Origin of the sequence: Camelimonas lactis (genome assembly GCF_004342915.1) — a bacterium.
GTDB classification, from domain to species: Bacteria; Pseudomonadota; Alphaproteobacteria; order Rhizobiales; family Beijerinckiaceae; genus Camelimonas; species Camelimonas lactis.
Genome location: NZ_SLWL01000010.1, coordinates 127,846 through 154,644 on the forward strand (window position 1 = coordinate 127,846; position 26,799 = coordinate 154,644).

The following is a 26,799-nucleotide window of genomic DNA, read 5'->3' on the forward strand; positions in this document are numbered from 1 at the left end:
GCGCGAACGCGCCCCATGTCACCACCTTTCACGGACCTGTGTAGCGGGTTTTTATGCGCCATAGCGCTTCAGCAGGCCGCGACCGAGCTGCGCCAGGTGCACCTGATCCGGGCCGTCGCCGATGCGCATGAAACGGGCGTAGGCGTAAGCGTCGGCCAGGAAGGTGTCCTGCGAGACGCCGGCGCCGCCGTGCACCTGGATGGCCCGGTCGATCACCGCCGCCGCCATGCGCGGCGTCGCCACCTTGGCGGCGGCGATCAGATCGCGCGCCGCCTTGTTGCCTTCCGTGTCCATCTTGTGCGCCGCCCGCAGGGTCAGCAGCCGCGCCTGCTCAATCTCCACCCAGGAGTTGGCGATGTCCTCGCGCACCGAGCCCTGCTCGCCAAGCGGCTTGCCAAAGGCCACGCGCCGTTCGGCGCGCTGGCACATCAGTTCGAGCGCCCGCTGGGCGCAACCGATCAGCCGCATGCAGTGGTGGATGCGGCCCGGTCCCAGCCGTCCCTGGGCGATCTCGAAACCGCGGCCTTCGCCCAGCAGCATGTTGGCCGCCGGCACGCGCACGTTCTCGTAGACGATCTCCGGGTGGCCGACCGGCGCATGGTCATAGCCGAACACCTTCATGTCGCGGACAATGCGCACGCCGGGCGTATCGCGCGGCACGAGGATCATCGACTGCTGGACATGCCTGTTGGGGTTGTCCGGGTCGGTCTTACCCATGACAATCAGCAGCTTGCAGTCCTCGCTCATGGCCCCGGAGGTGAACCACTTGCGGCCGTTGATGACGTATTCGTCGCCATCCCGGACAATGCTGCAGCGAATATTGGTGGCGTCGGAGGAGGCGACCTCCGGCTCGGTCATCGAGAAGGCCGAGCGGATTTCGCCGGCGAGCAGCGGCTCCAGCCACTGTTTCTTCTGCTCCGGCGAGCCATACAGCGCCAGCACCTCCATGTTGCCGGTGTCGGGGGCGGAGCAGTTGAACACCTCCGACGCCCACGAGATCCGGCCCATGATTTCCGCCAGCGGCGCATAATCGAGATTGCTGAGGCCGGCGCCGTGATCGCCGGGCAGGAACAGGTTCCACAACCCTTCCGCCTTCGCCAGCGCCTTCAGTTCGGCGATGACCGGCGGCCGCCGGTTATGGAAGCCGTTCTCCACCTGTTCGTCATACAGATGTTCAGCCGGATAGACGTGGCGATCCATGAAGGCGCTGAGCCGGGCGATGAGATCGCGCGCCTTTTCGCTGTGCTCGAACATGGGCTGTTCCCGGAAAGAGGCCAGGCGACCTGGTCGCCCGGGCGGAGGGCAGGGAATGACCGGCGGCCGGCCCGGGCCGCCGCCGGCGCGATGGTCAGGCCGACGCCTTGTAGTCCTGAAACTGCTGGCGCAGGGTCAGCTTGTGCACCTTGCCGGTGCCGGTCATCGGGAAGCTCTCCAGAAACTCCACGGCGTCCGGCATCCACCATTTGGCGATCTTCGGCGCGATGTGATCGAGGATGTCCTGGGCCGAGACGTCCGCGCCCTGGCGCGGGACGATCAGCAGCAGCGGCCGCTCCTGCCATTTTGGGTGCGGAATGGCGATCACCGCCGCCTGCAATACCGCCGGATGGCTCAGCGCCGCATCCTCGATCTGGATCGAGCTGATCCACTCGCCGCCGGATTTGATGACGTCCTTCGAACGGTCGGTGAGGGTGACGTAACCGTCCGGATCGATCATCGCCATGTCGCCGGTCATCAGGTAGCCGTCGGCGTCCTGGGCCTCGACGCCCTTGTGATAGGCGCTGGCGATCCACGGCGCGCGCACGCCGAAATGGCCCACGGCCTTGCCGTCGCGCGGCAGCTCGTTGCCGGCGTCGTCGACGATGCGGGCCTTGACGCCGCACACCAGCCGGCCGGATTTCATCCGGTCGTCGATGATCTCCTCGAAGGTGGCGTCGCGGTCGCGGAATTTCTGCATGGGCATCGAGGCCATCAACGCCTCGGTCATGCCCCAGGCCTGCACATAGGCCACGCCATATTCCCGCTCCAGCAACTCCACCATGGCGCGGGCCGGGGCCGTGCCGCTGGAGAGCGTGCGCTTCAGGGTCGAGAACTTCTTGCCGTTGCGGCCCAGCCAGTCGAGCAGGATCAGCCAGAAGCTGGGCACGCCGGCCGACAGGGTGACGCCTTCGCCCTCGAAAAGCTCATACAGCTTGTCCGGCTCGTAGTTGCGGCCCGGGAACACAAGCTTGGAGCCGGTGAAGGGGGCCATGAAAGGCATGTTCCAGGCGTTGCCGTGGAACATTGGCGCCATCGGCATGATCACCTGGCGTTGGCCGGGGTGAAAATCCGGCATGTAAAGGAAATTCGCCCCCATCAGGGTCTGCAGTACGAGCGCCCGGTGCGAATAGACGACGCCCTTCGGGTTGCCGGTGGTGCCGGAGGTGTAGCAGATCGTCGCCGCGTTGGTTTCCGGGAATTCCGGCCAGGCGAAGCCCGTGTCGTGCTCCGCCGCCAGCAGCGTCTCGTAGCAATGGACGTTCGGCAGGCTGGTCTGCGGCATCCGCTCTTCGGTGGCCATGATGACGAAGCCCTTGACCGTGGTCAGGCGCGGCGCGATCTCCTCGACGATCGGCAGCGTCAGGGCGTCGATGAACAGATAGTCGTCCTCGGCGTGATTGATGATGTAGATGATCTGCTCGGCGAACAGGCGCGGATTGACCGTATGCAGCACCGCGCCAATGCCCGGCGCGGCGTAGAACATCTCGAAATGCCGGTGGGTGTTCCAGGCGAGCGTGCCGATTACCGAACCTTCCCTCGCCCCCAGCCGGCGCAGCGCCAGGCCCATGCGCCGGATGCGCCGGCGGGCTTCGGCGTAATTGTAGCGGAACAGGTCGCCTTCGATCTCCCGGGCGACGACCTCGGCCTCGCCATGTTGCAGGCCGGCGTATTCGATGAAGTTGGACAGCTGCAACGGCATGTCCATCATGAGCCCACGCATGCATTTCCCCCTTTGAGCGCGTTTCCCGCGAATCTGGATGGCCCGCAGCGTCTGCCGCGCTGCTGATGTCGACGTGCAGGTCCCGGCGCGCCACAGGAAAAGCGGGCGGCCCGCGCCGGATCTCAGGCTAGTGTGGAGCATCCTTGCGAGGCAACTGCTCCATTGGTCGGGTATCCAGGGTATGCGCAAAAAAACGCCCGGACCGATTGCCGGCCCGGGCGTGCAAACATCTTTACTTTTCTTTCTTCGATCCGGGCAGGATGCCCATGTATTTGGAAATGATCTGCAGCATCACCTCGTCGGCGCCGCCGCCGATGGAGGTGAGGCGGGTGTCGCGATACATGCGGGTGATGTCGCTCTCGTTCATGAAGCCCATGCCGCCCCAATACTGCAGGCAGCTGTCGGAGACTTCGCGCACCAGGCGGCCGCCGATCAGCTTGGCCATGGAGGCCAGCATGGTGACGTCCTCGCCATCGATATAGTTCTGCGCCGCCCGGTAGCAGAGCGAGCGCAGCGCCTCCACCTTTGCCTGCAACTCGGCCATCTTGAAGTGGATGATCTGGTTGTCGAGCAGCGGCTTGCCGAACACCATGCGGCCGCGCGTGTAGTCAATGGTGTCGTTGATGGCGGTTTCCATGGCGACGAGGCCGCCAGCCGCGCCCCACAGCCGCTCGATCTGGAACTGCTCCATCTGATAGATGAAGCCCTTGCCTTCCTCGCCGATGCGGTAGCGCTGCGGCACCCGCACCTCATCGAAGAAGATCTGCGCCGTGTCGGAGGCCCGCATGCCCATCTTGTCGAGCTTGCGGGCGACCTCCACGCCTTTGGTATTCATCGGCACGCAGATCAGCGACTTGTTGCGGTGCACCTGACCGTCCGACGTGTTGGCCAGCAGGCACATCCAGTCGGCCTGCGTGCCGTTGGTGGTCCACATCTTGCCGCCGTTGATGACGTAGTCGTCGCCATCCTTGCGGGCGGTGGTTTTAAGGGAGGCCACGTCGGAGCCGGCGCCCACCTCGGAAACGCCAAGGCAGGCCACATAGTCGCCGGCGATCGACGGGGCCAGAAACTCCGCCCGCAGTTCGTCGGAGCCATGCTTGGCGAGGGCGGGGGTGGCCATGTCGGTCTGCACGCCGATGGCCATGCCGATGGAACCGCCGCGAATCGACCCGATGGCTTCACAGAACGCCAGCTCATAAGTGTAATCGAGGCCAAGGCCGCCAAACTCAACCGGCTTGTTGATGCCGAGAAAGCCCTGCTGGCCCATTTTTTTGAACAGCTCATGCGCCGGAAACGCGCCGGCGGCCTCCCATTCCTCGATGTGCGGATTGATCTCGGACTGGCAGAATTTGGTGACGGAGCGCATCAGCTCCTTGTGCTGCTCGGTGTAGATCATGCTTCCTCCCGGCCGTCCTGTGCGGCGCCGCGTATCGGCCTGCCCCTGGCGCTCGCGAGGCCAATGCGCGCGTGGCGCGGCGCCGGAAAGCCGGCGCGCCTCTGGCGTCCGTCGGGGTGGTACTGATTTGATTGTGTTTGGTACGCGCTGGTACTTGACGCGCATTATAATCGCCTTCATCGCGCTGGGAAGCCCCCGCGCGCGAAGTCGCCCGCCGTTTGCGACAGGCGTCGTCGCCGGATCGACCGGCGGACGCCGGAGGTTTACCGGCAGACCTGGCGGCCGGAGCCGCGATTGCGCAGGTCCAGATGCAGGTGATCGTTGTGGAAGCGGTCGCCGCCGGGGCCAATCACCGTATCGAAAATCCGGCAGGCGTTCTTGCGGATGAAGGCCTGGAACAGGTTCTCGCCGGAAGTCGTATGGCTGGGTCTCACCATGAAGTTGCCGCGCTGGTCGAAGGCGAAGCCGGCGATGTCGATGGCGTTGGCGTAAGCATGTTCGCTCAGCTTGGCCCCGCGCTGGTGGTTCATGGTGCGGCAGGCGTAGGTGGGGCCAATGAGGACGGCGGTGATATTGGCCTGCAACCGCTGGCGCGCCGCCGGCTGGGCGACGCCGCGCAACCACTCCGCCGTAGCCTCTGCCATGGCGCAGGTCATCGTGCCGGGTTTCGACAGCGGAATGCCGCCGGGCAGGGCGGTCAGGCGCACGCCGTTGCGCACGCCGCAACTGCCGTTGGCGATGGGGGCGATGCGCTCCACCACCGCGCCGGCCTTGCGCAGGCGGGCGACGCAGGCGTTGACCTCCGCGTCGGTGACGGTGCGGCGCATGACGCGGCGGCCATCGGGGGCCTCTTCCAGCGGCGCCTCGGTTTCATCCTTTTTCCGGCCAAAGGGCCACCACGATGGAACGCTGGGCTGCTGCGGCTGCGGCGGCGCGACCTGTGGCTGGGGCTGGGGCGCCTCCCCGGCGTCGAGCGGAAACTGCGGCCGCACGGGCGGCAGCGGCGCGACCGCGGGCAGGCCGTTCGTTGCGGTTTCTGGCGCCATTGGCGCTCCCGGCGGCGGAATGGAAGGCGTCTCGCGCGGCTGTTGCCCGGCGTCCGCCTGCGGCTCGTCGGGTTTTGTCTCCCCGGGTTTTGTCTCGCCGAAATCCGGGCGTTCCGGGGGCAGCGGCGCGGTGCGCGGCAGATCGCGGGCGGGCCGGCCCGCCGGCGGCGATGCGGACGGCTGCGCGGCTTCGGCGGCTGGCGGCGGGGTGGCGGGGCGCGTGGCGGCGGGAGCGGCTGGCGCGACCGGGGCCTCGGCGGGCGGCTCTGCCGGCGCTGGCGAGGCGCCGCCGCGTGGCTGCGATGACGGCGGCTGGAGCGCCTCGGGCCATGGCGAACCGGTCATGCCGGACATGCCCGGCGACTGGGCGCCGGCGCTGCCTGGCGTGGCCAGGATAAAGGCGCCGGCAAGGCCAGCGGCAAGAGCAGCGCTTGCAACGGTGAACGCCAGCGACGATCTGCGTCTGGCGGCGGACCTCTCGGGGGCGTATTCCGTCATCACGCGCCCATTAACCTAAATGGGGGGCGCGGTCACCTGTTAATGACCTTGGGTCATGTTGGGGTCATGTTGGGGGCGTGTTGGCGACCGCCGCTCTGGACAGGGGCGGGCGCTTCCGGTTGAAAGGCGCTGGAACCGCCGCCCGCCCTGACGCGCCTCATGGGAGGCTGCGCCGCGCGGCGTGGGGAAATAGTGAAGACAGGGCAAACGTGACCCGCGCGACGATCCACACAAAGACCGTTGATGAAGATGAGATGCAGCTGCGCGCGCGTCGCTGCGAGGCGCTGCTGGAGGCCCTGCGCGCCGCGTCCAGCGCCACGGCGGCGCTCTCGGCCTGGGCGCGATCGCGGGGGTGGGACGAGCGCATTCTGGCCCGCAAACTGGAGACGGCGACCCGGCCGGCGCCCGATGACGTTGCTGGTCTGCTTGGGGTGACGCCCGGCGCGCCCACCGGCTTTCGCCTGGTTGAGCTGACCAGCGGCGCCCGGGTGCTGTCGCGCGCCGACAACTGGTTCGCGTCGGCCCGTCTGCCGGAGCCGGTGAACGCCGGTCTTCGCGATGGTTTGACGCCGTTTGGCGCGCTGATCGCCCCGCTGGAGCCGCGCCGCGAGTTGCTGGGCGTCACCCGCCTGTGGCGCCCGGTGGAAAAATCAGCCCACGGCATGCCGCAGGAGCTGTTCCGGCTGTCGGCGGTGGTCACCGGCCTGTACGCTGGCGCGCGGGCGCCGCTGGCGGTAGTGCACGAGACTTATCTGGCGGCGCTGGCGCTCTGATCCGGGACAGGCAGGGGCGTCTTCCGCTGTTGGACGTCTTTTTTCGCGACAGGAAGCGTACGCGGCGTGGAAGACGCGCCGGATTGCCGGCTTTAAAATTTAAAATAAGAGGCCCAGGCGCCGATCCGGCGTGAATGGAACTCGCTCCGGCGTGTCCGGGCCCCAGGAAACCTCACGCGAGGCGCCATGACAGTCACGACCGGTATGCCCACCCGCCGCGCTTTTGGCCGTCTGCTGGCCGGCGTTCTTGCGACTGGCGGCGCTGCGCCGTTTCTGACGCCGGCGCTCGCCCGCGAGCCGCCGGCGACGGAGAGTTGGGCGCGCTATGAAGCGCTGGTCGCCGCGCTGCTGGAAACCAGCAGCGCCACCGCAACCCTGGCGGCCTGGTCGCGTCAACGCGGCTGGGATGACCGGATCGTCGCCCACAAGCTGGAGGCGGACATGCGGCCGGCGCCGGGCAGGATTGCTGCGCTGCTCGATATCCCGGAAGGCGAGATTGTGGGCTATCGCAAGGTGGCGCTGGCCTCTGGCGACCGCGTGCTGTCGCGCGCCGATAACTGGTTTACGCCCGGCCGGCTGTTCTCCGGCGTTAACGCCGGCCTCGACGCCAGCCAGACGCCATTCGGTCGGCTGGTCAGCCGAATGTCGCCGACCCGCAGGGTTATTTCCGCCGACCGGCTCTGGGCGATCCCGCATGAAGCGGCGCCTGCGGAGGTGTTCCGGCTGTTTGCCGTGGTCAGCGGCGCCACGGATGCCGGTCTGAAGCCGCTGGCCGTGGTGAACGAGACTTATCAGGCGGTGATGGTGACGTGAGCCGGATATAATTCGCGAAATAATTTGTGAATTATATAATTTTGTCATTCATAATCGTGAAATCAATTGACGCGCCCGCGCCGCAATGTAGTTTCCAGGGAAACCATTGCCGCAGGGGGGCATCGTGTCCAGCATCCGTTCATTCAGCCGTTTTGGCGTCAACCGTCGCGCCTTTGGCGGGCTGCTCGCCGGCGCCGCGCTGCTGGCGCTGTCCGGCGCCGCCGCCGTCGCCAGTGACCTGAAGGAAGTCGCCATCGACTTCGCCACCTACAATCCGGTGAGCCTGGTGCTTAAAAAGCAGGGGCTGCTGGAAAAGGCGCTGGAGCAGGACGGGATCAAGGTGCGTTGGGTGCAGTCCGCCGGCTCCAACAAGGCGCTGGAGTTTCTGAACGCCGGCTCCATCGATTTCGGCTCCACCGCCGGCTCGGCGGCGCTGGTCGCCCGCATCAACGGCAACCCCATCAAGTCGATTTATGTCTATTCACGCCCGGAATGGACCGCCCTGGTCGCCGGCAAGGACAGCCCCATCAGCAAGGTCGCCGATCTGAAGGGCAAGCGCGTTGCCGTCACCCGCGGCACCGATCCGCATATCTTCCTGGTGCGCGCCCTGGCCGAAGCCGGCCTCACCGACAAGGACGTCAAATTCGTGCTGCTGCAGCACGCCGATGGCCGCCTCGCTTTGTCGCGCGGCGACGTGGACGCCTGGGCGGGCCTCGACCCGATGATGGCCGCCGCCGAGGTGGAGGAGGGCGCGAAGCTGTTCTACCGCAAGCCCGAGGCCAACACCTGGGGCATCCTCAACGTCCGCGAGGACTTTGCCAAGGAGCACCCCGAGGTGGTGAAGAAGGTGCTCGCCGCCTACGAGGAGGCGCGCAAATGGGCCCTGGCCAACCCCGATGGCCTGAAGGAAGAGTTCATCGCCGTCACCAAATTGCCGAAGGTCGTCGTTGACCGGCAGATCGACCAGCGCACCGAGCTGACCCACAGCGTCATCGGCGCGCCGCAGCGCCAGTCGATCCAGGCCGCCGGCGACGCCCTCGTGGCCGCGGGCGTGTTGCCGGCCGGCGCGAAGGTGAAGGAAACGCTCGACGTGCTGATCGATCCCCAATACCTGCCTGCTGGCCGCTGAAAGCCTGAGGTCTGATCCCCGGCGGGACAGGCCAGATAATAATGTCAGGGGAAGGAAACGGACAGGCCATGACGGTCCAGGCGTCAACAGCCCGCGCTGTCGCGGATATGGAGAGCGTCGCGCCGCAGGACGCGGACGGCCGGGCGCGCGTGGCCCGCGCGCTTGCCGGCCGCATCGGCGGCGTCTGGCTGGTGGGCGTCATCCTGCCCGTGCTCCTGGCCGCTGGCTGGGAGCTGGCCGTGGCCGGCGGCTTCGCCAACGGTCGCCTGATGCCGCCGCCCAGCCAGATCTGGGGCGAGCTGGTTCGCCTTGCCGCCACCGGCGAGCTGTGGACGCATCTGCTCACCACCTTGTGGCGGGTGCTCGCCGGTTTCGCCATCGGCGCCATTGCCGGCACGCTTGCCGGCCTGCTCACCGGCGCCTCCGGCCTCGCCCGTCAGGCGCTGGACCCGACCATCCAGGCCCTGCGCGCCATTCCTTCCATCGCCTGGGTGCCGCTGTTCATTCTCTGGCTCGGCATTTTCGAGGCGTCGAAGGTGGCGCTGATCGCCGTCGGCGTGTTCTTCCCGGTGTATCTCGGCGTCATGGGCGCCATCGGCTCCATCGACCGCAAGCTGGTCGAGGTCGGCCGGGTTTTCCGGTTGGGCCGGTTGCAGATGGCGACGCGGGTGCTGCTGCCCGCCGTGCTGCCGGAGTGGGTGATTTCCCTGCGCTCCGGCCTTGGGCTCGGCTTCATGTTCGTGGTCGCGGCCGAGTTCATGGGCGCCTCGGAGGGCCTCGGCTATTTGCTGGTCGATGGCCAGCAGCTGGGCAAGCCGGCGCAGATTCTCGCCGCCATCATCACCTTCGCCATCCTCGGCAAATTGTGCGACCAGGCCCTTGTTCTCGCCACCCGCCCGCTGCTGGCGTGGCGCGACACCGTGCGCGCGAGGCTGTGACGCCATGCTGACCTTCGCCAATCTCACCAAGACCTACGCCGGCGGCGGCGCGGCGGCCCTGTCGCAGGTCGATCTCGCCGTGCAGGCCGGCGAGATCGCCGCCATCGTTGGCGGCTCCGGCTGCGGCAAGACCACATTGCTGCGTCTCACCGCAGGGCTTGACCAGGCGTCGTCCGGCTTCATCGAGATCGACGGCGACCGGGTGACGGCGCCGCACCCGGCCATCGGCATCGTGTTTCAGGAGCCGCGCCTGCTGCCGTGGCTGACGGTGCGCGACAACGTCGCCTTCGGCCTCGGCGACCAGCCGCGGGCCGCCCGCCGCCAGCGCGCCGACGAGGCGCTGGAGCGCGTCGGCCTTGCCGGTTATGGCGATCGCTGGCCGCGCGAACTCTCCGGCGGCCAGCAGCAGCGCGTCGCCATCGCCCGCGCCCTTGCGCCCCGGCCCAAGGCGCTGCTGCTTGACGAGCCGTTTTCCGCCCTCGACGCCTTCACCCGCGCCAGCCTGCACGACCACCTGCTGGCCCTGTGGGAGGAAAGCCGCCCGACGGTGGTGATCGTCACCCACGACGTGGAGGAGGCGGTGACGCTGGGCGACCGCATCATCGTCATGCAGCCGCGCCCCGGCCGCATCTATGAGGAAATCCCCGTCGATCTGCCGCGCCCGCGCGACCGCATGTCGCCCAATTTCGACGCGGCCAAGCGGCGCGTGCTGAAGGCGCTGGACAATTCGCTCAACCCGCAGCATCCGCCCGGGCAGACCGCGCCCGCCGGCGGCGCGCTGTGGTGGTGAGCGCAATCATTGCTTCATCCAGAGGAAACAACGTCATGGACTCCCAGGAACTGCGGGCGATGCAGGCCCCGATCAAGGCGCGCTACAAGGAAACCCCGGACGCCGCCGTCATCACCCTGAAGGCGCAGGGCGCCATCGACGACCAGTCGATCTCCTGCAAGGTCGAGACCGGTCGCGCCATCGCCGCCGCCGGCCTGCACCCGCTTTCCGGCGGCTCCGGGCTGGAGCTGTGCTCCGGCGACATGCTGCTGGAATCGCTGGTGGCCTGCGCCGGCGTCACCCTGAAGGCCGTCTCCACCGCGCTGGAAATTCCGCTGCGCGCCGGCGTGGTCCGGGCTGAGGGCGACCTCGATTTTCGCGGCACCCTCGGCGTCGACAAGGAAGCGCCGGTGGGCTTCAGCGCCATCCGCCTGAGCTTTGACCTGGACACCGACGCGCCGCAGGAGAAGATCGACCAGCTCATCAAGCTAACCGAACGCTATTGCGTGGTGTTCCAGACCCTCAACAACAAGCCGCAGCTGTCGGTGGCCACCAACCGCGCCTGAGACGTCAGAACAGCACGCCGTTCACGCTGACCGGGATGTTGTTCCATCTGTCTGGCCTCCTTGCGCCTGCCTCCTTGCGCGGGCCTTCTTGCGCCATGCGGGGTCGATGACGCGGGACCGCCTCAGGCGTCTTCCTGCGAAAACCGTTGCCGGCGCCGCGAAAAATCCAGCGCTGCCGGCGCGCCGGCGATCAGCTGGCGCGCCGATTGCCACACCATGGCGGCGGCCGGTCGCTGCTCGCCGTGGAAGCGCACCAGCGTCAGGCTGGTGCGCAGGTCGAGTCCGTCGATCGGCCGCACGATGACATCGTCGCCATCGTCATCGTGGTGAATGTCGAACCAGCCCAGCGAAACGGCGATATTGCGCGACAGCCGGCCATAGCGCTCCACGGCGATGGGATGCCCCTCCGGCGGCCGGATCGTCAGGGCCCCGGCCTCGCGAACCGCCCGGCCAATGGCCACCGACAGCGGCGCGCCCAGCGAACGGTTGGGCAGGACGATACGCAAACCATCCAGCGCCGCGGCCGGAACCGTATCCTGCTGCGCCAGCGGGTGTTCGCGCGGAATTTGCAGGCACAGGCGCCGCTCCGCCAGCGATTGCCGCTCCATGCCGCCTGGCCAGTCCGCTTCCGTCACCGCATTGTCCGCCGCCGCCGTCACGTCCGCCGGCTCCACCAGCAGCGCCAGATCCAGTTCCCGCCGCGACAGGTCGAGGTAATGCCGCTCGTGCGTCTTGTCGAAGATGCGCAGACGGATGTCGGCGTGGCTGGAAACCAGGGTGTCCATCATCCGTCGCCGTTCGGGAATGTGCAGCGTGTAGAACGGCGCGCCGATGCGCAGTTCGTTGTCGCGGATCTCCCGCGCCGCCTGATTGGCCCACGACGCTTCCGCCACCATGCGCCGGGCGTTGCCGAGAAACAGCCGCCCCTCCGCCGTCAATTCCACCCGCCGGCTGGTGCGCTGGAACAATGCGAAGCCCAGCCGCCGCTCGAACTCGCGAATCTGCGCCGACAGGGCCGGCTGCGACACATGCAGCAATTGCGCCGCCCGGGTGAACGAGCGTTCCTCGGCGACGGTCAGGAAATAGCGGAAGGGCGTGGCGTCGAGGTCCATGACGAAATGTCCGTGCAGCGCCGGCATGACGCGGCGCATGATCTGGTCGTGTGTCAATGATCGATAACAGATCTGGATCGTCGGCGCGATAAATCAAAATTGGACGTAAGGTTCGCGCTATCCAATCATAGGAATGAAGCATTGATTGCAGACAGCGAGGAAACGCCCGAATGGCATGGGATTTTGAAACCGATCCGGAATTTCAGCTTGAGCTGGACTGGATTGACGGGTTCATGACCGAGGAGGTCGAGCCGCTCGATTACCTCGACCTTGAGCCCTATGACGTGCGCTGCCCGAAGCGCAATGCGCTGGTGAAGCCGCTGCAGCAGATCGTCAAGGAGCGCGGCCTGTGGGCCTGTCACCTCGGGCCTGAACTGGGCGGCCCAGGCTACGGGCAGGTCAAGCTGGCGCTGATGAACGAAATCCTCGGCCGCTCCAAATTCGGCCCGATCGTGTTCGGCTGCCAGGCGCCGGATTCCGGCAACTCCGAGATTCTCGCCCACTACGGAACGGCGGCGCAGAAGGAGCGTTACCTCAAGCCGCTGCTGAACAACGACATCGTTTCCTGCTTCTCCATGACGGAAGTACAGGGCGGCGCCGACCCCAAGGTGTTCACCACCAGCGCCGTGCTGGATGGCGATGAATGGGTCATCAATGGCGAAAAGTGGTTCTCGTCCCACGCCCACGTCGCCAGCTTCCTGCTGCTGATGGCGGTGACTGATCCTGACGCCGGCGAATACCGCCGCCTGTCAACCTTCATCATCCCGGCCGATACCCCCGGCATCGAGATGGTGCGCAACATGCCGGTTGGTCATCACGGCAAGCCTGGCCACGCCTGGCTGCGCCTGACCAATGTGCGCGTGCCGAAGGATCACCTGCTTGGCGAGCGCGGCGGCGGCTTCGTCGTCGCCCAGACACGCCTCGGCGGCGGCCGCATCCACCACGCCATGCGCACCATCGGCCAGGTGCGCCGCGCCTTCGACATGATGTGCGAGCGCGTTCTCAGCCGCACCACCCAGGGCACGCTGCTGGCTGAAAAGCAGATGGTGCAGGAGAAGATCGCCGACAGCTGGGCCGAGATCGAGCAGTTCCGCCTGCTGGTGCTGCGCACCGCCTGGAAGATCGACAAGTACAAGGACTATCTGGCTGTCCGCAAGGATATCGGCGCCATCAAGGCGCTGATGCCGAAGGTGTTCCACGACGTCGCCGCCCGCGCCCTGCACATCCACGGTTCGCTGGGCGTGACCCCGGACATGCCGTTCGCCGAGCAGGTGATCGAGAGCTTCCACATGGGTCTGGCCGACGGCCCGGCCGAGGTGCACAAGGTCACCGTCGCCCGCCAGGTCTTGCGCGACTACGAAGCGACCAGCGGCAAGTTCCCGACCCGCTACATCCCGCACCTGCGCGAGGCGGCCATCGCCAAATACGGCAGGCTGCTCGCCGAAATCGAAGCGAAGGCGGCCTGACCGGCCGGTCCGCCCCGGGACATGGCGCGGCGTCGGCTCACGACGCCGCGCGGTTTGCCAGACGATTGGCAGACAGTCACAATCATCACCATCAGCATCATCCGCAGCGCCGGCCGGCGTCTCCAGCCGGCTGGCGCTGCGCGGCAAAACGGGCGGACGCTGACCGCCGCAACGTGAGGAACGCCATGAACGCCGCTTCGCGCCATGCCCCGCTCATGAGCCGCCGCCGCGCCCTGCTCGTCGCAGGCGCCGCGACGTGGATCGCCGCCGGCCTGGGCGGCGCCGCTGCCGCCGAAACGGGCGAAATCCGCATTGGCCAGACCATGCCGTTCAGCGGCGTCGCCTCGGCGTACGGCATCATTGGTCAGGTCGAAGGCGCGTATCTGCGCAAGATCAATGCGGAGCAGGGCGGCGTGAACGGCCGCAAGGTCAACCTCATCAGCCTCGACGACGCCTATTCGCCGCCCAAGACCGTGGAGCAGACCCGCAAGCTGGTGGAGCAGGAGAATGTGCTGGCGGTTTTCGGCAGCGTCGGCACGCCGACCAACCTGGCGGTGCACAAATATCTGAACAGCCGCAAGGTTCCACACCTCTTCGTCTCCAGCGGCGCGAGTTTCTGGAACCAGCCGGAGAAATATCCATGGACCATCGGCTGGCAGATTGATTACGAGAGTGAGGGCAAGGTCTACGGCAAATATGTGCTGAAGGAAAAACCGGACGCGAAGGTCGCCATTCTTTACCAGCACGATGATTCCGGCCGCGATTACATTCGCGGCTTCAAGGAGGGGCTGGGCGAGAACGCCAAGAAGATGATCGTCGCTGAGGCGAGCTACCAGATCACCGATCCCACGGTGGATTCCCAGGTCATCGCCCTGCGCAATTCAGGCGCCGACGTGCTGTTTACCCACGCCACGCCCAAATTCGGCGCCCAGGCCATTCGCAAGATTTACGAGATCGGCTGGAAGCCGCTGCACATTCTTTCCAGCACCACCAACACCATCGCCGGCACCCTGAAGCCAGCCGGTTTCGAGAAATCCCAGGGCGTCGTCTCCGGCTTCCTCATCAAGGATCCGGGCGATCCCACATGGAAAGACGATCCGGAAGTGCGTGATTATCTGACGTTCATGAAGACCTATGCTCCCAATCTCGACGCCTATGACACCTGGGCGGTCTGGGGCTACACCATGGCCCAGGGGCTGGTGCAGACGCTGCGCCAGGCGGGCCAGGACGTGACGCCGGAAAACATCATGAAGCAGGCGCGCAATCTCAACTTCAAGCCGGCCATGACGCTCCCCGGCATCGTCGCCAAAACCGGGCCGAACCGGAATGTACCCATTCAGGCCATGCAGCTGGCGCGTTTCGAGGGCGATCGCTGGAAATTGTCCGGTGAAGTCATCGCCGTCGCGGAATAGGCGCCGCTTCCGGCATGGGAGTGGGCGAATACCGCTCCGGTCGCAAAAATAACGTCAACAATCGAAAATATCCGGGAGGACAAGCCATGAAGGATCTGGCCGGCAAGGTCGCGGTGATTACCGGCGGTGCCAGTGGCATTGGTTTCGCGACGGCGGAATCGCTCGCCCGGAAGGGCGTCCGGCTGGTGCTGGCCGACATTGAACAGGGCGCGCTCGACAGCGCCGTCGCCCGGCTGGCGGCCGCGGGCGCGGAGGTGATTGGCGTGCGCACGGACGTGGCCGACCGCGCGGCGGTGGCAGCCCTGGCTGACGCCGCATGGAAGCGGTTCGGCGCCGTCCACATCGTCTTCAACAACGCTGGCGTCGGCGTGTTTGGCCCCGTGCATGAAATGAGCCACGCCGACTGGCAGTGGACGGTGAACGTCAATCTTTGGGGACCGGTGCATGGGGTGGAAGTGTTCATGCCGCGCATGATCGCCCAGAATCAGGGCGGCCACTTCCTGTTCACCGCATCGTTCGCCGGCCTGGTCAGCAACCGCAATCTGGCGCCCTATTCGGTGACCAAGGCGGCGGTGGTGTCCCTTGCCGAATGTGTCGCCAGGGACGGCAAGCCGTTCAACATTGGCGCGTCCGTGCTGTGCCCCATGCGCGTCGCCACCGCCATCGACGAGAGCCACCGCAACCGCCCGGCCGAGTTCGGCGGCCCCGGGGCGGTCAAGCCTTATGTCGACAGGGACGCCGGCGCCCTCGAGGGCCGCACGCTTGACGTAAAGGCGGTGGGCGATCTGGTGATCGCGGCCATGCAACGCGGCGATCTTTACATCATCACCCACAAGGAAACGGAAACGTTCCTCAACCGCCGGTCCGCGCGGCTTCAGCAGGCCATGGCCCACGCCGTGTGACGCCAGGGCGAAACCTGATCTCTTTCACCGCCGGTGAGGGCCGGGTGCGCCCACGCGCCCCCGAACCCGGGCCGGAGGCGCCTGGCCAGCGGAGACGATCGCCCATGCCGACGGGCGCGCCGTCCCGTCCGTGGAGCCTGCGCGTCTGGCGCGGCCTGCTGGAAAGTAGATGACCCCAAACTGAAATAGTGCGAATGGCTATTATTCCCATTCACAGACGCAAGCCGGAAGCAGCGCGTTTGCCGGCAGACTTTTGACCGTCCGCCCGGCGGGCGCGGCGCCAACAGCCCCATGCAACAGCCTCAGGGGCATTCATGAAGGAGGTCGTGATTGCCGGAGGATGGGTGAGGGAAAACGTCCGTTCCCGCAAGCTTGTCAGCTCCTGGCGTTGTCAGCCAGAAGTCATGGCGGCGATAATCCGGCGGAAAGCGCCAATATATATGTCGCTGGCGCCTGTAATTAAGGCGACCGGGGGCGGTGATTACTGCCCTTCGGTCTCGTTGATCAGCTGTTCAACCGCGCCGATGGCGAGTTCCAGCTCGCCAATGCGCTGGATTGCCGAGCGCGCTGGCGTTGCCTTGGACCGGGCGGCGCGCTCGATAATGTCGCGCTGCTCTGCTTTCAGGCGTTCGAGGAGTTCTTCAAGTTCAGCCATGTGTTGCGTTTAATACGATACCATTTGTAATTCAAGGCGTTCCTGCGCATGAGCGCCAGACTTTTGTCGGATTTGTTCACAGAGCAATGACGCCGCATTGGCCATGTTCGCGCCCTCGCAAGACAGGATGTCCGGCCGACATGGTCACGTCATATTCCGAATAATTGGTGGAAATTTTATTAAATATGCTTTTATCATTTATTGCATTTCATGTTTATATGCAAGTGTAATTAGATTTATCGTATTTTTATGGGTTGTCTATAATATTTTTCTGAAAAATCGCTCGAAATTGGACGCAATGTCTGCGCGCTGCCTGGCGCGCAGCCGGGGTTATCCTGTGCGCAAGAACATTGTTGGAAGCATGGGTGGCGGCTGGACATGGACGGGCGGCTGGTTCATGCTGCGTATAACATATAACAGCGATAGATCTGGCGAGCAGGGAAGGTTGACGTCCATGACGCTTGATATGGCGCCGGAGCCGGGGGATGCGCAGCGCGTCGCCGTGGAGGAATTGGCTGCGAGCGGGAATGCGGCCCGCATGGGCGAAAGCGCGGCGGATCATGTGGACGTGCTGGTCGTTGGGGCGGGAATTTCGGGGGTCGGGGCCGCCTGGCATCTGGCCCATCAATGTCCGGATCTGCGCTTCATGGTGGTGGAGCGCGCCGAAAGTTTCGGCGGCACCTGGCTCACCCACAAATACCCCGGCATCCGCTCAGACAGCGACCTCTACACCTTTGGCTATCGCTTCAAACCCTGGACCGGGACGCCGATCGCGACGGCGGAAGAAATCCTGCGCTACATGCGCGAGGTGATCGCGGATAATAATCTTGACCAGCGCATCCATTATCGCACCGCCGTGGAAAGCGCGGCCTGGGACAGCGCCGCCAGCCGCTGGACGGTGACGGTGCGCGACCTGGCCACGGACGAGGCGCGGACGGTTCGCGCCAGCTTCCTCTGGATGTGCCAGGGATATTACCGGCACGACAGGGGGTACACGCCCGAATGGCCCGGAATGGACGATTTCAGGGGGCGAATCGTTCATCCCCAGGAGTGGCCCGGCGATCTCGACATGACCGGCAAGAAGGTCGTGGTGATCGGTTCCGGCGCGACGGCCGCGACGCTGGTGCCGGCGCTGGCTGGCAAATGCGCCAGCGTCACCATGCTGCAGCGCTCGCCCACCTATTTCATGACCGGGCGCAACGCCAACGAGCTGGCCGATACGCTGCGTCAGCTTGAGGTGAAAGAGGAGTGGATTCACGAGATCGTCCGCCGCAAGATTCTGTTCGACCAGAAGGCTTTCGCCGACCGGGCGGCGGCGGAGCCCGAGGCGGTGCGCGCCGATCTGCTCGCCAATGTGCGCCTTCACCTGGGAGACGCCGCGCCCGTGGAGCCGCATTTCGCGCCGACCTACCGGCCATGGCGGCAGCGCATCGCTTTTGTGCCGGACGGAAATCTGTTCACGGCCATCCGGGAGGGCAAGGCCAGCGTTGTCACGGACCAGATCCGCAACTTCACGCCGGAAGGCATCGCGCTTCAGTCAGGCGAAACCCTGGAAGCGGACGTGATCGTCACCGCCACCGGCTTCAATCTGAATGTGCTGGGCGACGTGGCGTTCACCATCGACGGCAAGCCGCTGGATTTTGCTGATACGGTGACCTGGCGCGGGCTGATGTTCACCGGCATGCCCAACATGGTCTGGGTGTTCGGCTATTTCCGCGCCAGCTGGACCCTGCGCGTCGACATCATCGCCGATTTTGTCTGCCGCCTGCTGCGTCATATGCAGGAGAGGGGGGCGAAAAGCGTCGTGCCGGCGCTGCGTCCCGAAGACGGCGACATGCGCCTGTCGCCGTGGGTGGATACGGAAGATTTCAATCCCGGCTACCTGACGCGCGGCCTGCACCTGCTGCCAAAGCAGGGCGATCGCGCGGAATGGCGGCATACCCAGGACTATTGGCTGGACAAGGATATCCTGCCGGCGGTCGACCTGGACGAACCCACCCTGCGCTACGGCTGAGGCCGGTCAGCAACCGCGCCGGAAAATCTGGGGGGCGGCCCGCGCAGCAGCCGGATCGCACGGAAAATCGGGGCGGGCGGCAGGCCAGGACGGACGGGGTCAGCACCTGCCCCTGGGCGCCGGCCGCCTTTTCGAAAAGGCGGATACCCTTTTCGTGAATAACGCGCCTGTCGAAAAGATTATGATGTCCGCCGCGCCGGATCCCGGCGGAGCCGCGTTGGCCAACCCGATTCGCCGGGCTGCTGGCCTGCGTCATCAGCTGCTTCGGGCGGCGCTGGACCAGCCCTGGGGTCAGCCATGGGGAAAGGGCGCGTTCATGCGGGCCCGCACAACGGCGCGCTCCGTGTCGATGACCATGGACAGCAGCACGAGGCCGAAGCCATAGCTGAACTGGTGATGCAGCTGGGCCAGTGAAGCGCGCCCTTCTACCCAGAAATACAGGGCGCCGCGGGCGATGGCGGCGAGGGCGCCGCCAGCTGCCTCGTGATCGAGATCGGGCATGAGCGCGCCGGCGGCGTGCGCCTCGCGCACCAGGCGGGTCCAGAAGGCATGGCGGGGGCGGCTGAAGCTGACATAGAGCGGGCCATCGCGTTCGCTCAGCCGCATCAGCGCCTTGTAATAGTCAGGCTGCCGGGCGTAGAGGCCGGTGGCCACATCAATGGCGTCGAAGAACAGCCCGACCGGCCCCGCTCCGGTGTGCGCCGCCACCAGCGCTTCGTACTGGGCCATGTCCGCGTCGAAGATATGGTCGAAGATCGCCGCCCGGTTGCCAAACAGGTTGTAAACCGTCGCCGGGCTGACGCCGGCGCGCCGCGCGATCGCCTCGACGGTGACGCCGTCGATCCCCGCTTCACGGATAATGTCTGACGCCGCCGCGACGATGCGGCTGCGGCGCTCCTGCTTGCCGGTTTCGTGGCCTGAAGGCGCGTCTGGCGCCGGAGCATTGGTGGAAGGCGGGGCCATTACGTCTGGGTCCGGAACTGGCGGGGCAGGGCCTGCGGCGGCGTTGCCGCAGCGGGCGGCCGCCGGGGCGGATATCCGCTCCACGACGGCGGAGATCGTTCGCGCATATAAGGCCATCCCACGCCCATTGACAAATTTAGAGTGCTCTCTAAATTTGTCGGAAAGTCGCCGCTGACAGGCATCGGGAAACGCAATCCAGGATCATGGGCTGTCTCGCGCGCCGTTCCGCGCGCACGCCTTCTCCCGTTTCCTGCGTCTGGCGCGCGGCGCGTCTGGGCCCGCTGCGGGCAGGAGGAAAAAATATGGCGGAGATCAATGGCGGCGTCGCCCTTGCGCGCTCGTTGCGGGCGCTGGGCGTTTCAGAAGTATTCACGCTGCATGGCGGACACCTCGATTCGTTCCTCGTGGCTTGCCAGGACAATGACATCCGCCTCACCGACACCCGCCACGAAGCCTCCGCCGGCCATGCCGCCGAGGCCTACGCCCGCGCCACCGGCCAGGTTGGCGTCTGCGTCATCACCGCCGGTCCTGGTTTCGCCAATGCGCTGACCTCCTTCGTCAACGCCTGGCTCGACGCCACGCCGGTGCTGTTCATCGCCGGCGCGCCGCCGCTGCGCGAGGTCGCCACCAATCCGCTGCAGGGCGGCTTCGATCAGGTGGCCATGGCTGCGCCGGTGACCAAATGGGCGCATCGCATCACCCATGTGGAGCGCATCCCGGATCTGGTGGAAAAGGCCGTGCGCCTGGCGACCTCCGGCCGTCCCGGCCCGGTGTTCCTTGAAATGCCGATCGACATCATGTTCGGCTTGGCTGACGAAGCCGATCTGGCCATGCCGCGCCTGCCGGCCATGGCGGCGCGACCGGCCCCGGCGCCGGCCGCCGTCGATCGCCTGGTTGAGCTGCTGCAGCAGGCTGAACGCCCGGCGATCATCGCCGGCGGCGGCGCCGCCAACGCGAAAGCGGCGGAACTGCTGCGCCAGTTCGCCGAACTGTCCACGATCCCGGTGCTGGAGAGCAACAAGGCCGCCGGCATCCTGCCGTCCGATCACCCGCAGGCCGGCGGCGGCTCCGGCAATCTCGCCATCGCCGCCATGGCCCACAAGGCGCCGGCCGATCTGGTGGTGCTGCTGGGCGCCCGCACCGGCCTGTTCCTCGGCGGCCGTTCCGGCGCCGTCATCCCCCATGCGGCGAAGCTGGTGCAGATCGACATCGACGAGGCCGAAATTGGCCGCCTGCGCGCCCCCGATCTGGCGATCACCGCCGATGTGGCCGAAACCCTCAGCGCCCTGCTGGCGCGCGGCGCCGATGCGCCATGGCGGAACCGCGCCGACTGGTGCGGCATGCTGCAAAGCTGCCCGCAGCTGTTCCGCGCCGCTTTCGACAAGGCGCCGGTGGAGAACGCCGCCGGCGTCATCCATCCCTATCACGCCGCCCGCGCCGTCGCGGAGGCGCTGAGCCCCGACACCGCCATCGCCTGGGACGGCGGCGAGGCGCCGGCCTGGTTCCGGCCGTTCGCCCGCACCCCCGCCGTCGGCCTCAGCGCCGGCACCGGCTATCTGGGCTGCCTCGGCATCGGCCAGGGCTTCTCCATCGGCCTCTCCCGCGCCCGGCCGCGCGCCCCGGTCGCCCTGTTCCTTGGCGATGGCGCCGCCGGCTTCCACATCGCCGAGTTCGACACCATGGTGCGCCACCGCCTGCCGGTGACCACCATCGTCTTCAATAACGCCTGCTGGGGCATGTCGCAGCACGGCCAGGAGCTGGTGTTCGGCCGCCAGCACCTCGCCGCCGTCAAGCTGGCGCAGACGGATTATCAGGACGTGGCGAGGGCTTTCGGCGGCCACGGCGAGAAGGTGACGCGGTTTGCGGACATCGGCCCGGCCATCCGCCGCGCCCAGGCCCAGGAACTGCCGTCCTGCATCAACATCATCGTTGATCCGGACGTGATGCACCCGGTCACGGCCGCCATGGTTGGCGATCTGGAGGCCGAGGGCCAGATTCCGGTGCCGTATTACGAGAACATCCCGATCCCGGGCTATCGCAAGAAGGGCTGAGGCCTTCCACGGCCCCGCGTAACGGCGTGGGGCTACTTTTGCGACCAGACAACAGACCACAAGGGAGCAGACGCATGCGCGCGATCGTGCGGCGGGCGGGGAAACTCGAATTGAATGGGAACTGGCCGGAGCCCACGCCGGGCCCGGGCCAGACGCTGGTGAAGGTGCTGGCCTGCGGCGTGTGCGGCTCTGATCTGCACGCCCTGGATCATCTGGAGCGGATGTCTGAGTTCAGCCGCCGCTGCGGCTCCGCTTCCGGCCTTGACGCCAGCCAGGGCGTTGTTTTCGGCCATGAATTCTGCGGCGAGATCATTGCCCACGGGCCAGGCTCCACCAGCACGCTGGCCCCGGGGACCCGCGTGGTGGCGATGCCGTTCACCGCCGGACCCAACGGCATGGAGCTGATCGGATTCTCCAACCGCTTCAACGGCGGTTTCGCCGAGCGCATGCTGTTGAGCGAGGCGCTGCTGCTGCCGGCGCCGGATCACCTGCCGCCGGCTGTCGCCGCCATGACCGAGCCCTTCGCCGTTGGCGAGCACGCGGTGGCCATGGCGAAGGCGCCGCAGGATGCGGTGGCGCTGGTTCTTGGTTGCGGTCCGGTGGGGCTGGCAGTCATCGCGGCGGCGAGGGCGCGCGGTCTTTCCCCGATCATCGCCAGCGATTTCTCACCGGTGCGTCGCGCCGCCGCCCTGAAGCTGGGGGCCGACATCGTCATCGATCCGGCCGTTGAGAATCCTTATGGCCGCTGGTCGGAGTTCGATGTTCCGGCCGATCTCGCCGGGCGCGGCGTCGCTGTTGCGACCGGCCGTCCCATGCGGCCGGCGGTGATTTTCGAATGCGTCGGCGCGCCGGGCATGTTGCAGGCGGTGATCGAGGGCGCGCCGCCGCTGGGGCGCATCGTCGTGGTGGGGGCCTGCATGGAAGCCGACCACATCGAGCCGCTGATGGCCATCAACAAGCAGCTCAGCATGGAATTCGTCTTCGCCTACACGCCGGATGAGTTCGCCCTGACCCTGAAACGTCTCGCCAACGGCGACATCGACGGCGCCGCGGCCCTGACCATGGAGGCGGCGCTCGCCGACACGCCCCAGGCCTTCGAGCTGGCCAAACAGGCGGGCCAGCACGTCAAGATCGTCATCAATCCGCAGCGTTAGAGCGCATCCCCACCAGCCAGAACCGGCTGATTGATCAGAAGTCGCTCAGAACAGGAACAGCTGGGGCGTTTCCGGCCCGGGATTGATCGGAAACTGCGCCAGCGGGGCGTCAGACCCCGTGATGGGAGGATAACAGCATGAGATTTTCCGGTCAGGTTGCGGTGGTGACCGGCGGCGCGTCGGGCATCGGCGCCGCCGCGGCGCGCCGTTTTCACAGTGAGGGCGCGGCGGTGGTGATCGCCGATCTCAACGCGGAGCTGGGCGAGGCGCTCGCCGCGGAACTGGGGGCGGAGCGGGCCCGCTTCGTCGCAACCGACGTGGCCGATGAAGCGGCGGTGAAGGCGATGATCGACGCCGCCGTCGTCGCTTTTGGCCGCCTCGACATCCTGTTCAACAACGCCGGCGTTGGCAGCCGCGTCCACACGCCAGACCTGGCGACGGAAGACTGGCGGCGCGTGCTGGCCATCAATCTGGACGCGGTGTTCTTCGCCTGCCGCGTCGCCATTCCGCTGATGAAGGCGCAAGGCGGCGGCGCCATCGTCAACACCGCCTCCATTTCAGGCATGGCCGGCGACTATGGCTTTGACGCCTACAACGCCGCCAAGGGCGCGGTGATCAACTACACGCGCTCGCTGGGCATCAGCCACGCCCGCGACGGCGTGCGCGTCAATGCGGTTTGTCCCGGCCCGGTGGACACGCCAATCATCGCCGGCATCAAGGAGGTCCCTGGTCTGTGGGAGCGCTGGTCCGACGCCGTGCCCATGGGCCGTTTCTCCCGGCCGGAGGAGATCGCCGCCGCGGTGGCCTTCCTCGCTTCCGGCGACGCCTCCTACATCACCGGCGTCGCCCTGGCGGTTGACGGCGGCCTGATGGCCGCCACCGGCCAGCCCAACCTCGACCTCTACCTTCCGAAAAGCTGAGGCTGACCGAACCCTGCCCACCACCACGCGGCGCCATGTTCGCGCCGTGTGACGGGGGAAGGGGACCGCCGTCTTGCAAAAAACCTCCAACAACAAAACTTCCAGGAAGATACCGATGAACACTCCCACCCGGCGCGCCCTGCTGGCGGGCGCGATGACGGCTGCCTGCGTCACCGCCGCATTCTCCGCCGCTAATGCCGCCGACACACCCGGCGTCACCGCCACCGAGATCCGCATTGGCGCCACCGCCTCGCTCAGCGGCCCGGTTTCGGCGCTCGGCACGCAGACCCGCACCCAGGAGGCGTTCTTCAAAATGATCAACGACCGGGGCGGGATCGCCGGTCGCAAGATCAACTTTATCTTCTATGACGACGGTTTCAGCCCGCCGCGCACGGTTGAGCAGACGCGCCGCCTGCTGGAGAGCGACCAGGTCGCCTTCCTGTTCAGCAATATTGGCACGGCGCCCAATTCCGCCATCGTCAAATACGTCAACGCCCGCAAGGTTCCGCACCTGTTCATCACCGTGAACGGCGACAAATGGGGCGACCACAAGGCCCATCCCTGGACCATGGGTTTCCCGCCGAGCGGCCGGGCCGAGGCGCGGATTTTCACCCGCGACGCCCTGAAGCGCCACCCGGACGGCAAGATCGCCGTGCTTTACCAGAACGACGACTACGGCAAGGACTACCTGGCCGGCGTCCGCGACGTGCTGGGCGATGATTTCGACAAAAAGACCGTGATCGCGCCTTACGAAGTAGCGGACGCCACGGTGGATTCGCAGATCATCAACCTGCGCCAGTCCGGCGCCGCCAGCCTGATCTCTGGCGCCACCGCCAAATTCGCCGCCCAGGCGATCCGCAAGCTGCACGACATCAACTGGAAGCCGACGCACTACATCTCCAACGGCTCGGCCTCCATCGCCGGCGTTCTGCTGCCAGCCGGCGTCGAAGCCTCGAAGGACGTCATCGCCACCGCTTACCTGAAGGATCCCACCGATCCGGAATGGGCTGACGACGCGGCGGTGAAGGACTACCTGGCCTTCATGAAGCAGTATTACCCCGCCGCCAATCTGCAGGACGCATTCAACACCTACGCCTATACGGTGTCCCAGGTGCTGATGAAGGTGCTGGCGCAGTGCAACGGTGACTTCTCCCGCGAAAACATCATGAAGCAGGCAACCAGCCTCGATGGCGTCGCCATTCCCATGCTGCTGCCCGGGATCACCGTGCGCACCAGCCCGGGCGACTACCACCCGATCGAGCAGCTGCAATTGCAAAGCTTCGACGGCAAGGGCTGGAAGCGCTTCGGCGAGATTATCGATGGCTCCGGGAAGTAAGCCGCGTCATCAAACGCGCCGGGCCGGCGTCACGGCGCCCCTTCGGGACGCCGCCACCTGCCGAGCCCGGCCTCGTCCAGATAGTTGATGACCAGCCCCTTCGCCTGGCCGCCCTGGATGTCGAAGCGGACCGAGGAGCGCGAGCCTTCGGGCTCGTTCTCGCCGGAAGGCGGGGCCATGGCGAATGTATCGCCGCTCCAGTGCGTCAGCGACGCCGTCCTGTGCTTGGGGCCGATCTGCAATTGCAGGCCGCCATCCTGTACGCTGATCGTGACGGGACCATAATAGCTGTTGTCGAAAACCCCGGCGTAGGCGGCGAGCGGCCTGGCCGGGGCTGGGTTGGCCGGCGGCGCCGCGCCCGCCAGGTCGCCAACCGGCGCGAACATCGGCTGCATCATCTGGTGATAGCCGGCGTACCAGTCCCGGGTCGAAACGCCGTACTGGGCGATGTCCATGAACTGGCTGACGATCGCCTCGGCGGCGCCTACCGGCGCGCCATTGGTGAGCACGACGACGCCAAGACCGGCGGAGGGCAGGATCTGGAAGCTGGTTCCCGCGCCGAGCAGAAACGCGCCGGAATGGCCAAAGTTCGTGCGCCCGTTGGCGTGAACGCCGACATTGAACCCGTAACCATAGAACGCGCCGCGTTCATCCGGGGAGGACGGCGCATGGGGCGTGGCCTGGGCGGTCAGGGCCGGCATGAACTTGTCCGCGTCGAACAGACGCTTGCCGTCGTGCACGCCGCCAGCCAGCAGCAGCTTCAGCCATTCCGCGACGTCGCGCACATTCGATGACACGCCGCCAGCCGGCGACTGGGCGTCCGGGTCGCGGTCATACAGCGGCTGGAAGCGCCCGCTCACAAACGCGTGCAGCGAGGCCCGGTTCGGGCGGGCGAGAAAATCGGCGTGGCGGGCGCTGGTGGCGTTCATGCCCAATGGTCTGAACAGCAGGCGCGCGGCGAGGTCTTCCCATTCCTCGCCCATGGCCGCCGCCACCGCCTCAGCCCCGACCGTGATGCCAAAATTGGCGTAATTGTACGACGCCCGGAATGGATCAAGCGGCCACTGGTTGAGGCGCGACAAAATCTCCTTGCGGGAGAACCCCAAGTCTTCAAGGTCATCGCCCGCCGCGTGCGGCAGGCCGCTGCGATGGGCGAAAAAGTCGCCGATCGTCGCATGGTCGCTCACCCACGGATCCTTGAGGCGGAACCACGGCAGATGGCTGCTCACCGGGTCGTTCCAGCTCACCTTGCCCTGGCTCGCGGCGATGGCCGTGATCGTCGCCGACATCGGCTTTGACATGGAGGCGATCTGGAACACGGTTTCCGGCGTGATGGCGCCAGCCTCGCCAAGCCGGCGCACGCCGAAGCCCCCCACGTAAACCGTCTTGCCGTTCTGCACCACGGCGACGGCGACGCCTGGCGTCTGGCTGCGCGCCATCACGGCGCGAACCATGTCCGGCAACTCCCGGACCGCTTTGGCGACGCCCCCTTCGTTGAGGGCGATGACATCGAAACCGGGCGACTTGCCCGCCACCACGGTCGGCGACCGGGCGCTTGCGGGCAGGGCGGCGAGAATCACGCCAACGCCAAGCAGGGCCAGGGTGATCATGGGAGGCATGCGGCGAACAACCATCTTCTGCACCCGGCTGGCGGCAAAACGCCCTGAATCCGCAGATATGCTGAATCCACACGCATGCTGCTGTGACGCGACAGCAAGCGCAACAGGAAAGCTGCGCCCCATCAGGCTGGCGCCAGAACCGCCTGGCCACGAGCGGCCGGCCCCGATGGCGCGAAGCCATGCGTGCGGTGAGGGGAGCCATGACTTTCCAGGACGGTGACTTTCCAGGCAGTGACTTTCCAGGGCGGTCGCGCGCTGGTACGCTCCGGTATCAAAAACAAAAAATATCG

The 26,799-nt window shown here is 66.5% G+C and carries 22 protein-coding genes; 14 read left to right on the forward strand and 8 right to left on the reverse strand.

All coding sequences use genetic code 11. From position 1 onward, the window contains the following. Positions 1-51 precede the first annotated feature (51 nt). The 4 genes from EV666_RS12185 to EV666_RS12200 form a co-directional block, all read right to left on the reverse strand. On the reverse strand, positions 52-1,254 hold the full coding sequence (locus tag EV666_RS12185; RefSeq protein WP_132008195.1) for an acyl-CoA dehydrogenase family protein: 1,203 nt from the start codon (positions 1,252-1,254) through the stop codon (positions 52-54). A gap of 94 nt (positions 1,255-1,348) precedes the next feature. Next, positions 1,349-2,977 (reverse strand): long-chain fatty acid--CoA ligase, encoded by a 1,629-nt coding sequence (locus EV666_RS12190; protein ID WP_132008198.1) that lies wholly within the window; start codon positions 2,975-2,977, stop codon positions 1,349-1,351. Positions 2,978-3,209: 232 nt separating this feature from the next. Next, on the reverse strand, positions 3,210-4,373 hold the full coding sequence (locus EV666_RS12195) for an acyl-CoA dehydrogenase family protein (protein ID WP_132008201.1): 1,164 nt from the start codon (positions 4,371-4,373) through the stop codon (positions 3,210-3,212). Between the two features lie 263 nt (positions 4,374-4,636). Further along, positions 4,637-5,917 carry an extensin family protein gene (locus tag EV666_RS12200; protein WP_132008204.1) on the reverse strand — a complete coding sequence of 427 codons (1,281 nt, stop codon included), beginning with the start codon at positions 5,915-5,917 and terminating at the stop codon, positions 4,637-4,639. A 254-nt stretch (positions 5,918-6,171) separates the two neighbouring features. Here EV666_RS12200 and EV666_RS12205 point away from each other — a divergent pair, with 254 nt between their 5' ends. The 6 genes from EV666_RS12205 to EV666_RS12230 all read left to right on the forward strand — a co-directional run bounded on the left by EV666_RS12205 (position 6,172) and on the right by EV666_RS12230 (position 10,905). Further along, positions 6,172-6,690, forward strand: coding sequence for a hypothetical protein (locus EV666_RS12205; RefSeq protein WP_132008207.1), 519 nt, complete (start codon positions 6,172-6,174; stop codon positions 6,688-6,690). Between the two features lie 186 nt (positions 6,691-6,876). Then, positions 6,877-7,503 carry a hypothetical protein gene (locus EV666_RS12210; RefSeq protein ID WP_132008210.1) on the forward strand — a complete coding sequence of 209 codons (627 nt, stop codon included), beginning with the start codon at positions 6,877-6,879 and terminating at the stop codon, positions 7,501-7,503. A gap of 124 nt (positions 7,504-7,627) precedes the next feature. Beyond that, positions 7,628-8,632 (forward strand): aliphatic sulfonate ABC transporter substrate-binding protein, encoded by a 1,005-nt coding sequence (locus EV666_RS12215; RefSeq protein WP_245514384.1) that lies wholly within the window; start codon positions 7,628-7,630, stop codon positions 8,630-8,632. Between the two features lie 68 nt (positions 8,633-8,700). Further along, positions 8,701-9,570: an ABC transporter permease gene (locus EV666_RS12220; protein ID WP_132008213.1), complete on the forward strand. Its 870-nt coding sequence runs from the start codon at positions 8,701-8,703 to the stop codon at positions 9,568-9,570. A gap of 4 nt (positions 9,571-9,574) precedes the next feature. Then, the gene (locus EV666_RS12225; protein ID WP_132008216.1) at positions 9,575-10,360 is read left to right on the forward strand and encodes an ABC transporter ATP-binding protein; all 786 of its coding nucleotides are present in this window, start codon (positions 9,575-9,577) and stop codon (positions 10,358-10,360) included. A 35-nt stretch (positions 10,361-10,395) separates the two neighbouring features. Beyond that, positions 10,396-10,905, forward strand: a complete 510-nt coding sequence (locus EV666_RS12230; protein WP_132008219.1) for an OsmC family protein — start codon at positions 10,396-10,398, stop codon at positions 10,903-10,905. Positions 10,906-11,027: 122 nt separating this feature from the next. Here EV666_RS12230 and EV666_RS12235 read toward each other — a convergent pair whose 3' ends face one another. Then, positions 11,028-12,056 carry a LysR family transcriptional regulator gene (locus tag EV666_RS12235; RefSeq protein ID WP_132008222.1) on the reverse strand — a complete coding sequence of 343 codons (1,029 nt, stop codon included), beginning with the start codon at positions 12,054-12,056 and terminating at the stop codon, positions 11,028-11,030. Positions 12,057-12,187: 131 nt separating this feature from the next. Here EV666_RS12235 and EV666_RS12240 point away from each other — a divergent pair, with 131 nt between their 5' ends. The 3 genes from EV666_RS12240 (at position 12,188) to EV666_RS12250 (ending at position 15,797) form a co-directional block, all read left to right on the forward strand. After that, positions 12,188-13,483, forward strand: coding sequence for an acyl-CoA dehydrogenase family protein (locus EV666_RS12240; RefSeq protein WP_132008225.1), 1,296 nt, complete (start codon positions 12,188-12,190; stop codon positions 13,481-13,483). 185 nt (positions 13,484-13,668) lie between these two features. Beyond that, positions 13,669-14,895 carry an ABC transporter substrate-binding protein gene (locus EV666_RS12245; RefSeq protein ID WP_245514385.1) on the forward strand — a complete coding sequence of 409 codons (1,227 nt, stop codon included), beginning with the start codon at positions 13,669-13,671 and terminating at the stop codon, positions 14,893-14,895. Positions 14,896-14,981: 86 nt separating this feature from the next. Further along, entirely contained in the window at positions 14,982-15,797 is an 816-nt protein-coding gene (locus EV666_RS12250; protein WP_132008228.1) for an SDR family NAD(P)-dependent oxidoreductase, read from the forward strand. A 481-nt stretch (positions 15,798-16,278) separates the two neighbouring features. Here EV666_RS12250 and EV666_RS18245 read toward each other — a convergent pair whose 3' ends face one another. Continuing rightward, on the reverse strand, positions 16,279-16,452 hold the full coding sequence (locus EV666_RS18245; RefSeq protein ID WP_165910000.1) for a hypothetical protein: 174 nt from the start codon (positions 16,450-16,452) through the stop codon (positions 16,279-16,281). 538 nt (positions 16,453-16,990) lie between these two features. Between EV666_RS18245 and EV666_RS12255 the strand changes: the two genes are divergently transcribed. After that, on the forward strand, positions 16,991-18,466 hold the full coding sequence (locus EV666_RS12255; RefSeq protein WP_132008326.1) for a flavin-containing monooxygenase: 1,476 nt from the start codon (positions 16,991-16,993) through the stop codon (positions 18,464-18,466). 291 nt (positions 18,467-18,757) lie between these two features. Here the strand turns inward: EV666_RS12255 and EV666_RS12260 are convergent, their stop codons facing one another. Further along, complete coding sequence (locus tag EV666_RS12260) at positions 18,758-19,429, reverse strand: TetR/AcrR family transcriptional regulator (protein ID WP_165910001.1); 672 nt, start codon at positions 19,427-19,429, stop codon at positions 18,758-18,760. A gap of 302 nt (positions 19,430-19,731) precedes the next feature. On the opposite strand from EV666_RS12260, the gene EV666_RS12265 reads away from it, so the two are divergent. From EV666_RS12265 to EV666_RS12280, 4 genes are all read left to right on the forward strand, one after another. Beyond that, a complete protein-coding gene (locus tag EV666_RS12265) occupies positions 19,732-21,480 on the forward strand; it encodes a thiamine pyrophosphate-binding protein (protein WP_132008233.1) in 1,749 nt (582 codons plus the stop codon). A 74-nt stretch (positions 21,481-21,554) separates the two neighbouring features. Beyond that, positions 21,555-22,634 (forward strand): zinc-binding dehydrogenase, encoded by a 1,080-nt coding sequence (locus EV666_RS12270; protein WP_132008236.1) that lies wholly within the window; start codon positions 21,555-21,557, stop codon positions 22,632-22,634. A 137-nt stretch (positions 22,635-22,771) separates the two neighbouring features. Further along, on the forward strand, positions 22,772-23,554 hold the full coding sequence (budC, locus tag EV666_RS12275; RefSeq protein WP_132008239.1) for a meso-2,3-butanediol dehydrogenase: 783 nt from the start codon (positions 22,772-22,774) through the stop codon (positions 23,552-23,554). 115 nt (positions 23,555-23,669) lie between these two features. After that, positions 23,670-24,890 (forward strand): ABC transporter substrate-binding protein, encoded by a 1,221-nt coding sequence (locus EV666_RS12280; protein WP_132008242.1) that lies wholly within the window; start codon positions 23,670-23,672, stop codon positions 24,888-24,890. A gap of 29 nt (positions 24,891-24,919) precedes the next feature. Here the strand turns inward: EV666_RS12280 and EV666_RS12285 are convergent, their stop codons facing one another. Then, positions 24,920-26,500, reverse strand: a complete 1,581-nt coding sequence (locus EV666_RS12285; protein ID WP_245514386.1) for a serine hydrolase — start codon at positions 26,498-26,500, stop codon at positions 24,920-24,922. Positions 26,501-26,799 lie beyond the last annotated feature (299 nt).